The sequence below is a fragment of the Reyranella sp. CPCC 100927 genome, assembly GCF_007859315.1.
Taxonomy (GTDB): Bacteria; Pseudomonadota; Alphaproteobacteria; order Reyranellales; family Reyranellaceae; genus Vineibacter.
Genome location: NZ_VOHA01000005.1, coordinates 263,297 through 272,208, shown reverse-complemented (window position 1 = coordinate 272,208; position 8,912 = coordinate 263,297). Strand labels below are relative to the sequence as shown.

General features: G+C 67.1%; 9 protein-coding genes and 1 tRNA gene. 8 read left to right on the top strand and 2 right to left on the bottom strand.

Annotated elements, in window-relative coordinates; all coding sequences use genetic code 11:
* The first annotated feature begins 33 nt into the window (after positions 1–33).
* Genes FQU96_RS16725 through FQU96_RS16695 form a run of 7 tightly spaced genes read left to right on the top strand, consistent with a single transcriptional unit; the run spans position 34 to position 6,496 of the window.
* The gene (locus tag FQU96_RS16725; protein WP_255468382.1) at positions 34–1,074 is read left to right on the top strand and encodes an ABC transporter substrate-binding protein; all 1,041 of its coding nucleotides are present in this window, start codon (positions 34–36) and stop codon (positions 1,072–1,074) included.
* A 12-nt stretch (positions 1,075–1,086) separates the two neighbouring features.
* Positions 1,087–1,911, top strand: a complete 825-nt coding sequence (locus FQU96_RS16720; protein ID WP_146542433.1) for an ABC transporter ATP-binding protein — start codon at positions 1,087–1,089, stop codon at positions 1,909–1,911.
* Positions 1,911–2,759, top strand: a complete 849-nt coding sequence (locus tag FQU96_RS16715) for an ABC transporter permease (protein WP_146542432.1) — start codon at positions 1,911–1,913, stop codon at positions 2,757–2,759. Before FQU96_RS16720 ends, FQU96_RS16715 begins: the two co-directional genes overlap by 1 nt.
* Before the next feature lie 43 nt (positions 2,760–2,802).
* Positions 2,803–4,152 carry an FAD-dependent oxidoreductase gene (locus FQU96_RS16710; RefSeq protein ID WP_146542431.1) on the top strand — a complete coding sequence of 450 codons (1,350 nt, stop codon included), beginning with the start codon at positions 2,803–2,805 and terminating at the stop codon, positions 4,150–4,152.
* A gap of 15 nt (positions 4,153–4,167) precedes the next feature.
* On the top strand, positions 4,168–5,355 hold the full coding sequence (locus FQU96_RS16705; RefSeq protein ID WP_146542430.1) for a CaiB/BaiF CoA-transferase family protein: 1,188 nt from the start codon (positions 4,168–4,170) through the stop codon (positions 5,353–5,355).
* Positions 5,352–6,128, top strand: a complete 777-nt coding sequence (locus tag FQU96_RS16700) for an enoyl-CoA hydratase-related protein (RefSeq protein ID WP_146542429.1) — start codon at positions 5,352–5,354, stop codon at positions 6,126–6,128. The genes FQU96_RS16705 and FQU96_RS16700 overlap by 4 nt, the downstream gene beginning before the upstream one ends.
* Positions 6,129–6,139: 11 nt before the next feature.
* A complete protein-coding gene (locus FQU96_RS16695; RefSeq protein WP_146542428.1) occupies positions 6,140–6,496 on the top strand; it encodes a ferredoxin family protein in 357 nt (118 codons plus the stop codon).
* A gap of 55 nt (positions 6,497–6,551) precedes the next feature.
* On the opposite strand, the gene FQU96_RS16690 is transcribed toward FQU96_RS16695, so the two are convergent.
* Both FQU96_RS16690 and FQU96_RS16685 read right to left on the bottom strand, forming a co-directional pair.
* Positions 6,552–7,586 (bottom strand): L,D-transpeptidase family protein, encoded by a 1,035-nt coding sequence (locus FQU96_RS16690; RefSeq protein ID WP_178130546.1) that lies wholly within the window; start codon positions 7,584–7,586, stop codon positions 6,552–6,554.
* A 212-nt stretch (positions 7,587–7,798) separates the two neighbouring features.
* A complete protein-coding gene (locus tag FQU96_RS16685) occupies positions 7,799–8,680 on the bottom strand; it encodes a lytic transglycosylase domain-containing protein (RefSeq protein WP_218574746.1) in 882 nt (293 codons plus the stop codon).
* Between the two features lie 135 nt (positions 8,681–8,815).
* On the opposite strand from FQU96_RS16685, the gene FQU96_RS16680 reads away from it, so the two are divergent.
* Positions 8,816–8,905: transfer RNA gene (locus FQU96_RS16680), tRNA-Ser, on the top strand.
* The last annotated feature ends 7 nt before the right edge of the window (positions 8,906–8,912 follow it).

The window sequence follows — 8,912 nt, the reverse complement described above, 5'->3', positions numbered from 1 at the left end:
GTCGACGCGACCCGACACAGGGAGATGCGCACCATGACGATGACGTCGTCCGCAACCCGACGGCATGTCCTCAGAACCGGCGCCGTCCTGACTGCCGGCCTGGCCTGCCCGCTGATCCTGCCGGCGCGAACTTTCGCCCAGCCGGCCGGCACCCAGACCATCAACATGCAGCTGGGCTGGCTCGCCAACAATAACCAGCTCGGCGAGATCGTCGCCAAGCGGCTGGGCTACTTCGAGGAAGAACGGATCAACTTCGCGATCCAGCCGGGCGGCCCCAGCATCGACGGCGTCGCCATCGTCGCCTCGGGCCGCTACGAGATCGGCCAGGTTTCGTCCAGCCCGTCGCTGCTGCTGGCCGCCTCGCAGGGCATTCCGGTGAAGTGCTTCGCCGTGGGGGCCCAGCAGCACCCGTACAGCTTCTTCTCGCTGCCGGCCAAGCCGATCAAGTCGCCGCAGGACATGGTCGGCAAGAAGGTCGGCATCCAGGCCACCGGTCGCGTGCTGCTGTCGGCGCTGCTGCGCCAGCACAAGATCGCCGAGAGCGACGTTAAGATCGTCGTTATCGGCGCCGACATGTCGCCGCTGCTCACCGGCCAGGTCGACTGCGTCACGGGCTGGGAGACCAACCGTACCGCGCTCAAGCCGCTGGGCCCCGACATGCTCACCATGCGCCTGTGGGACCACGGCGTGCGCCTCTACGCCATGCCCTACTACGCCACGGCCAAGACACTGGAGGCCAAGGGGCCGCTGCTGGCCGGCTTCCTGCGCGCCGCCGGCCGGGGCTGGCAATACGCCCACGACAACCTGGAGAAGGCTGTCGACCTCTTCATGAAGGAGTACCCCGACCTGGTCCGCGATGATGAACTCACGGCGTCCAAGATCCTGCTGAACTACATTTTCACCGACAAGACCCGGGCGAGCGGCTGGGGTTGCTTCGACACCGCGGTGTGGCAGGAGCAAATCGATCTCTACGCCGCCCTGAACCAGTTCTCCGCCGGCGCGCCCAAGGTGGCGGCAGTCATGACCACGGCCGTGCTCGACGCGACGCAGGACAAGCGCCCGAAGATCGGTTGAGGGAGACGCATCATGCCCGCGCTCGCCCTAGACCGTTCATCCGATCGGGTGTCGCCAACTGTGGCAGGGGATGCAAACCCCGCCATCGCCCTGGACCGGGTGACCGTCCGCTTCACCACCGAACGCGGCACGGTGACCGCGCTCGACGGCATCAACCTGTCGGTCCAGCAAGGCGGCTTCGTCACCCTGCTGGGCCCTTCCGGTTGCGGCAAGTCCACGCTGTTGCGCGTCGTGGCGGATCTGATCGCGCCGTCCAGCGGTTCCGTACGGGTCCTGGGGGGTGACGCTTCGGCCGCGCGTGAACGGCGCGATATCGGCTTCGTGTTCCAGGATGCGGCCCTGCTGCCGTGGCGCACGGCGCAGCAGAATGTCGAGCTGCCGCTCGAGGTTGGCGGCGGCCGCGCCCGCCCCGGCAAGCGCAGCCCGCGCGAGCTCCTCGATCTGGTCGGCCTGGCCGGTTGGGAGAACGCCTACCCGCACGAATTGTCGGGCGGCATGCGCCAGCGTGTGTCGATCGCCCGGGCGCTGGTCAACGACCCCAAGCTGCTGCTGATGGACGAGCCCTTCGGCGCGCTGGACGAGATCACGCGCGACCGTCTGAACGAGGAGCTGTTGCGGGTATGGGAGGAGACGAGGACCACGATCCTCTTCGTTACCCACTCGATCTATGAGGCGGCGTTCCTGGGCCAGGAGGTGCTGCTGCTGGCGGCCCGTCCCGGCCGTGTCCGCGAACTGCTGCCCGTTGACCTGCCGGCGCCGCGCCAGATCGCGATGCGCGAGACCCGCGCCTTCGTCGAGCTTGTCGCGCACCTGCGCCGCGTCCTGGAGACCTGCTGATGTCGATCCGCGCGACAGATGCCCTGCAGATGGGCGGCGCCTTCGTCGAGGACGCCGAAGCGCAGGCCCGCTTTCACGGTGCACAACGATTCCTCGCCTGGCGGCGTCGCCTGCTGCCCATTGCGGCCGTCATCGGCCTCCTGGTGGTGTGGGAGATCGCGGTCGTCGTCTTCGACATCAAGCCGTTCATCGCGCCGGCGCCCAGCATGGTGGCCAAGGTGCTGGCCGCCAAATTCGGCATGCTGATGTCCAACCTGCTGCCGACCGCGATCGAAGCGATATCGGGCTTCCTGCTGGGCAATGCGGCAGCGATCGCGATCGCCACGGCCTTCGTCTACAAGCGCACCTTGGAGGAGGCGTTCTTCCCCGTCGCGGTGATGATCAACACCATCCCGGTCGTGGCGAAAGCACCGATCCTGGTGCTGCTGCTGGGCAACGGCATGGAGCCGAAGATCGCCATTGCGGCGCTGATCTGCTTCTTCCCGACCTTGGTCAACATGACCCGCGGCCTGCGCGACGTGAGCCCGCAGCAGCTCGAGCTGATGCGCATCCTGTCGGCCTCGCCGCGCGAGGTGTTCATCAAGCTGCGCCTGAAGAACGCCCTGCCCTATCTGTTCTCCGCGCTGAAGATCGCAGCCTCGACGGCGGTGATCGGCGCCATCGTCGGCGAATGGATCGGCGCCACCGCCGGTATCGGCGCCCTGATCATCCAGGCGACTTACAATTTCGATTCGCCCCTGCTCTACGCCACCATCGTCGTCGGCTCGGCGTTCTCCGCCGCCTTCTTCGGCGTCATCAGCTGGGCCGAGCATCGTTTCCTGAAATGGAACGTCAGTCACGCGACCTGAGCCGCGCGCCTGATCTCCTGCCCCGCAGTTTGGAGCGACCCACATGACATCCGTTCACATCGTCGAGCCGGAAGGCCATGTCCCTGTCGTGGCCCGCGCCGACCTGGTCGTGGTCGGCGGCGGCCCGGCCGGCATCGCCGCCGCAGTGGCCGGCGCCCGCAACGGGCTGTCGGTGATGCTGCTGGAACGCTACGCCTATCTCGGCGGCCTGGCGTCGGGCGGCATGGTCCTGGTGCTGGACGATATGTGCAACGGCGCCGAGATCAGCGTGCGCGGCCTGTGCGGCGAGATGATCGACCGCATGGAGCGCATCGGCCTGTGCGTCACGCCGCCCGAGGCCGATCGGCGTTCGGACGAGGCGATGTGGCGGAAATGGTCGCGCTGGGGCGTGTTCGATTTCCACTCGCACGTGAAGCCGCAGCCGATCTGCTACGCCAGCGCCTTCGATCCCGACGGCTACAAGCGCGTGGCCAACGACATGGTGCGCGAAGCCGGTGTCCAGCTGCGACTGCACAGCTGGTTCTCGCGCGCCATTGTTGAGGACGGCCGCATCACCGGCGTCGTCTGCGACAGCAAGGAAGGCCGCCAGGCGGTGATGGGGTCGGTGGTGGTCGACGCCACCGGCGACCTCGACGTCGCGGCCTCGGCCGGTGCGCCGTTCATCCAGGGGGCGTTTATCGTCACCACCGTGTTTCGCCTGGGCGGCGTCGACACCGACGCGGCGGAGCGCTTCGAGTACGAGGATCCGGCGGCGTTCAATGCCATCGACCGCGAGGCCAAGCGCATCATGGGCGGATCGTGGGACAAGTGGTGGCTGAAGACACCGCTGCCCGGCATCGTCTGGTGCAACTGCCCGCACATGGCCGGCTTCGACGGCCTGAAGATCGATGACCTGACCCGGGCCGACTTCCAGGGACGTGACCGAATCGCCGCCCTGCTGGCCTATGTGCGCCAGAAGATGCCGGGCTTCGAGAAGGCCTTCGTCGTCGACGTGGCGCCGCAGATCGGCGTGCGCCAGACGCGGCTGTTGGACGGCGCCTACGTGATGTCGAAAGAGGACGTCACGCAGCGTCGTCACTTCACTGACTCCGTCGCCCGCGGCCGCGACTACTACTATCCGTACCGGTCGCTATTGCCGCGCAACGTGGCGCAGCTGCTGGTGGCCGGCCGGCACTATTCGGCGACGTCGGCGGCGCAACGCATTTCGCGCGAGATCCCGCCCTGCATGGCGATGGGCGAAGCCACGGGCGTAGCCGCGGCACTGGCGCTGAAAGCCGATGTCACCGTCGACAAGGTCGATGTGGCGCGCTTGCAGGCGGTACTGCGCGCCCAGGGCGCCGATCCGGGTGACCAGCCCGCGGCCAATGCGTACGTGGCGCAAGCCGCCGAATAACGGGAGCGACAGAGTATGCAGAGCGATGCGATCCAGCCCCTGTCGGGCGTGCGGGTGATCGACTTCTCGCAGGTGATGCTGGGCCCGAGCGCCACGCAGGTGCTGGCCGACTACGGCGCCGACGTGATCAAGATCGAGCGGCCGGGCGCCGGCGATCTGTCGCGCGGTTCGATCCCCGGCGATCCGGATGGGCCGAACAACCCGGTGTTCCGCAGCCTGAACCGCAACAAGCGTTCGATGGCGCTCGACCTGCGCGGCGAGGACGGCCGGCAGGTGATCTACGATCTGGTGCGCGGCGCCGATGTCGTCGTCAACAATTTCCGCGCCGGCGTGATGGAGCGCATGGGCTTCGGCTACGCCAAGCTGGCGGAGATCAACCCGCGCATCATCTGTGCCTTCGGCTCGGGCTTCGGCCAGGCCGGACCGCTGGCCTACAAGGGCGGCCAGGACATTCTGGCCCAGGCGCTGTCGGGCGTGATGATGCGCAAGTGCAACGACGACGAACCGCTCACCATCTACGCCACCTCGCTGTGCGACTACTCGGCCGGCATGCACCTGGTGCAGGCGATCCTGCTCGCCCTGCTGCAGCGGGAGAAGACAGGCCGCGGCCAGCAGGTGTCGGTGTCGCTGTTTGAATCCATGTTGGCGATGCAGATGCAGGAAGCCGCGATGTGGCTGCAGCGCGGCCGCGATTTCAGCTGGGGTGCCTATCCGCTGACCGGCGCCTTCAAGACCACTGACGGCGCCGTCGTGCTGGTCGGCGCCTTCAAGGCCAACCCGCTGCAGGACATCTGTGCCGCGCTCGGTCTGCCCGACCTGTCGGCCGATCCGCGCTACGCCACCTTCGACGGCCAGATGGAGCACAAGGCGGCGTTGCATGCCTTGTTCCGGGAACGCTTCGCCAGCAACACGACGGAACATTGGCTCGCGCGACTGGACGAGCAGGACCTGCTGTGCGCCCCGGTGTTGAAGCTGTCGCAGGCGCTGGCGCACGAGCAGACACAGGTCAATGGCAGCGTCGTCTCGCATCAGGCCAGTGATCCGCTGGCGCTGATCGGATCGCCGCTGACCATGGACCCGTCGGCGTTCCGCATTCGCCACGCGCCGCCGGCATTGGGTGCCGATGGCGAGGCAATCCTGGCCGAGGCCGGTTTCTCCGCCGACCGGATCCGCCGGCTGCGCGAGACAGGTGTGCTGGCATGACGGTGCATTTCAGCATCGAGGGCCATGTCGCGCGGGTCACCATCGATCGGCCCGATCGGATGAACGCCGTCGACCTGGCGACGGAAGCCGAATTGATCCGGATCTGGGAAGCAATCGAGCGCGACCGCGCGGTTCGCGCCGTCGTGCTGACCGGCGCTGGCGAGCGCGCCTTCTGCACCGGTGCCGACATGAAGGGCGGACCGGGATTGAGCGGGCTCGAATACTGGGCCGCCCCTCGCCCCGGCGGCTTTGGCGGCATCGCTTTGCGCGAGACACTCGACGTACCGGTGATCGCCCGGGTCAACGGCCATGCGCTGGGCGGCGGCCTGGAGATGGTGCTGGGTTGCGACATCGTCGTCGCGTCGGCAACGGCCAGCCTCGGCCTGCCGGAGCCGCGGGTCGGCCGCCTGGCACTCGACGGCGGCATCGCGCTGCTGTCGCGCCGCCTGACGCACGTACAGGCCATGGGGTTGCTGCTGACCGGCCGGCGCATCGGCGCTGACGAGGCATTGCGCCTGGGCCTGGCCAATGAGGTCGCGGCGCCGGACAAGCTGGATGCCGCCGTCGACCGCTGGGTGGCGGATATCCTGGCCTGCGCGCCGTTGTCAGTGCGGGCGATCAAGCAGATGGTGCGCGCCGGCGCTGGATTGACGGCCGCCCAGGCCCAGGCACTGCGCTTGCCGGCACTGATTGAAGCGCTGCAGTCCACTGATCAGGACGAAGGCGTACGCGCCTTCCAGGAAAAGCGTTCGCCGCAGTGGCAGGGGCGATAGGGCACCCTGCCATGACGCATATCATCGCCTCGGCCTGCATCGATGTGAAGGACGGCGACTGCCAGAAGGTCTGCCCGGTCGACAGCATCTATGAAGGCGGGCGGATGATGTATATCCAGCCCGACGAATGCATCGATTGCGGTATCTGCCTGTCGGTCTGCCCGGTGCAGGCGATCTATGCCGATGACGAACTGCCGGCCGCGGAAGAAGCATTTCGCGCCGCCAACCTGGAATTCTTCGGCCCGGCTGTCACCGGCTGGGGCGCACCCGGTGGCGCCGGTCCGCAGCACGTTAGTGCGCTGGATCATCCCGTGGTCGGACACTCTGGCAGTCCGGGTGTTCCGCCCACGCCGCAGGCGAAAGCGTAGCTTTCGCCTGCGCATAGCGCCGACACATCGGCGAGACGACCATACCCGGACTGATTCAGTCGCTGCCTGCCTTCGACGCTGCGGGGGCTGTTCCGGCAGCGGGTGCTGCAGCTGGTGGCGCCTCGACGGTTGGCTTGGCCGGCTCGGGATTGGATGACTCGGGCTTGGGCGCTTGGGGCGTCGGCGCTTCGGGCTTCGGTGGCTCGGACGCGGCCGCCGGTGCGGCGGGCGTCTGCTCGCCTGAAGGTGCGGGCCCCGTCTCCGGTGGCTTGGGGGGGACTGCCGCCGGCTGAACGGCGGGCGCCGGTGGTGGTGTCCAGCGACGTGCGGCGGCGCGGGCCAGGTAGGCGCGCTCCTCGGCTTGCCAGTTGGCATAGACATCCGGGTGACTGGCGATCTGGCCTTGCTCGTCCGGGAAGCGCGTGTAGTACACGAGGAAGACCGGAATTTGCTCCGGCAACGGCACCGAATACGTCGAGCCGCGGGCGATCATCTTGTCGATCTCGCCGGCCGTCACGCCCAGCGCCCAGGCGGCCAGCGAACGCACCTGCTCGACACGAATGCAGCCATGGCTGAAGGCACGCCGAGTCCGACTGAACAGGCCTCTCTGGTTGGTGTCGTGCAGGAAGATGAACTGATCGTTGTCCATCTCGAACATGAGCCGGCCCAACGGATTATTCGGGCCTGGCGGGATCGGCACAGCCGCTTCGTTGCGGATCATCGACGGCGTCGGTGTCCACGCCGGATTGAAGCGTACCGCGAATGCCGAGCTGTTCAGTTCCGGTGTCCGCGTCGCGGGCTGGCCCAGCACGACCTTGCTACGGATCACCGGCTCTCCGTTCTCGACGGCGATCAGCTCATAGGACGGGATGTTGACCAGGATGAACTTGCCCCGCGTTGGCACGGCAACATTGATGCCGTTCTGGCGCAGCATCTTGATGTAGGCGCTGGGCGGCGCCTCGTCGGCCGGCTTCGGCGCCGTGGCTTGTTGTGGGTCCGATGCCGTGACGCAACCGGCCAACGCCAACGCCGCGGCCAACGCCGCAAATGTCGCCCGACCGGACGAACGCGATATCCAGCCGACGGACATCGGCCTACCAACACCGCCCGACGGCGCGTGCTGCCCTTCTTGAATCATGACGGACCCCAACCCGCAATACACTGAACGCTTAATCAGTATACACCATTTGGGGTCGAAGGTTCTGCTGGTGCGAGTGACCGGATTGACGCAGCCGGTATGCTTTTCCTGCAGAGAATCAACAGGATATTGGCTCAATCATATGCAGGGTCATGACAATGGATTTAACCCGCAACCCGGTCGGAAAGAATGCCAACAGCCAGGGCAAAGAAGTCGGATGGATTCCAGCGCCGGATGGCATTGAAGTTCGAGGTCACGCGGTAGGTCCGGCCTCCGGCGCCTTCGGGCGTCACCAGGCGCCCCCCTGCCCCGGCTGACGACTGGCTCGTGACCTCCTCACCCCAGCGCTGGCTGGCCTGCCAGCCGGACTTGCGCAGGTAATTGGCGGCCGACGCGAACACATCGGCCTTGGTGCCCCAGATGTCACGCTTGCCGTCACCATCGCCGTCGACCGCCAGCGCGAGAAAGCTCGTGGGCATGAACTGGCACTGCCCCATGGCGCCGGCCCACGAGCCCAGCATGCGCTCGGGCGTGATATGACCCTGGGCCAGGATCTTCAGGGCGGCCATCAGTTCGGCGCGGAAATACTTCGGACGCCGCCCGTTATAGGCCAGCGTCGCCAAGGCCCCGACGACCAGGAACGTGCCCATCCTGGTACCGTAGTTGCTCTCGATGCCCCACAGCGCCACGATGACATTCGACGGCACGCCGTAGCTGTCGCTGATGCGGCTCAGCAGCGCGGCATTGGCGCGCAGATTTTCCCGGCCACGCGCAACGCGCTCCTCCGACACCACGCGCTCGAGGTACTCCTGCCAGGAGAGCTTGAACTCCGGCTGTGACTGGTCGAGTTCGAGCACGCGCGGGATCGGCTCGACACCGCGAAAGGCGCGATCGAGGGTGCCGGCATCGATGCCCTGCCCCAGCGCCTCGCGCCGCACGCCCTGTAGCCAGGCCTGAAAGCCGGCGTCGGCCGAGGCCGTGTGCGCGTAGACCGGCACCAGGGTTGCGGTCGTGGCGAGGCGTGTAAATGTACGACGGTGCATCATGGTACGACGCTTTATCACGCCCGGCGCGAGGCAACCAAGGCATCATCGGGGCAACATTGAGCCGCCGGCACCATCCGCCGTTGGCCACTGCCGGCATTGCGAGAGAACAATCGCCGCGCTATGGGAGGCGCCCGTGGATGGGTGGCCGAGCGGTTTAAGGCACCGGTCTTGAAAACCGGCGTGGGGGCAACTTCACCGTGGGTTCGAATCCCACCCCATCCGCCATCCGCCG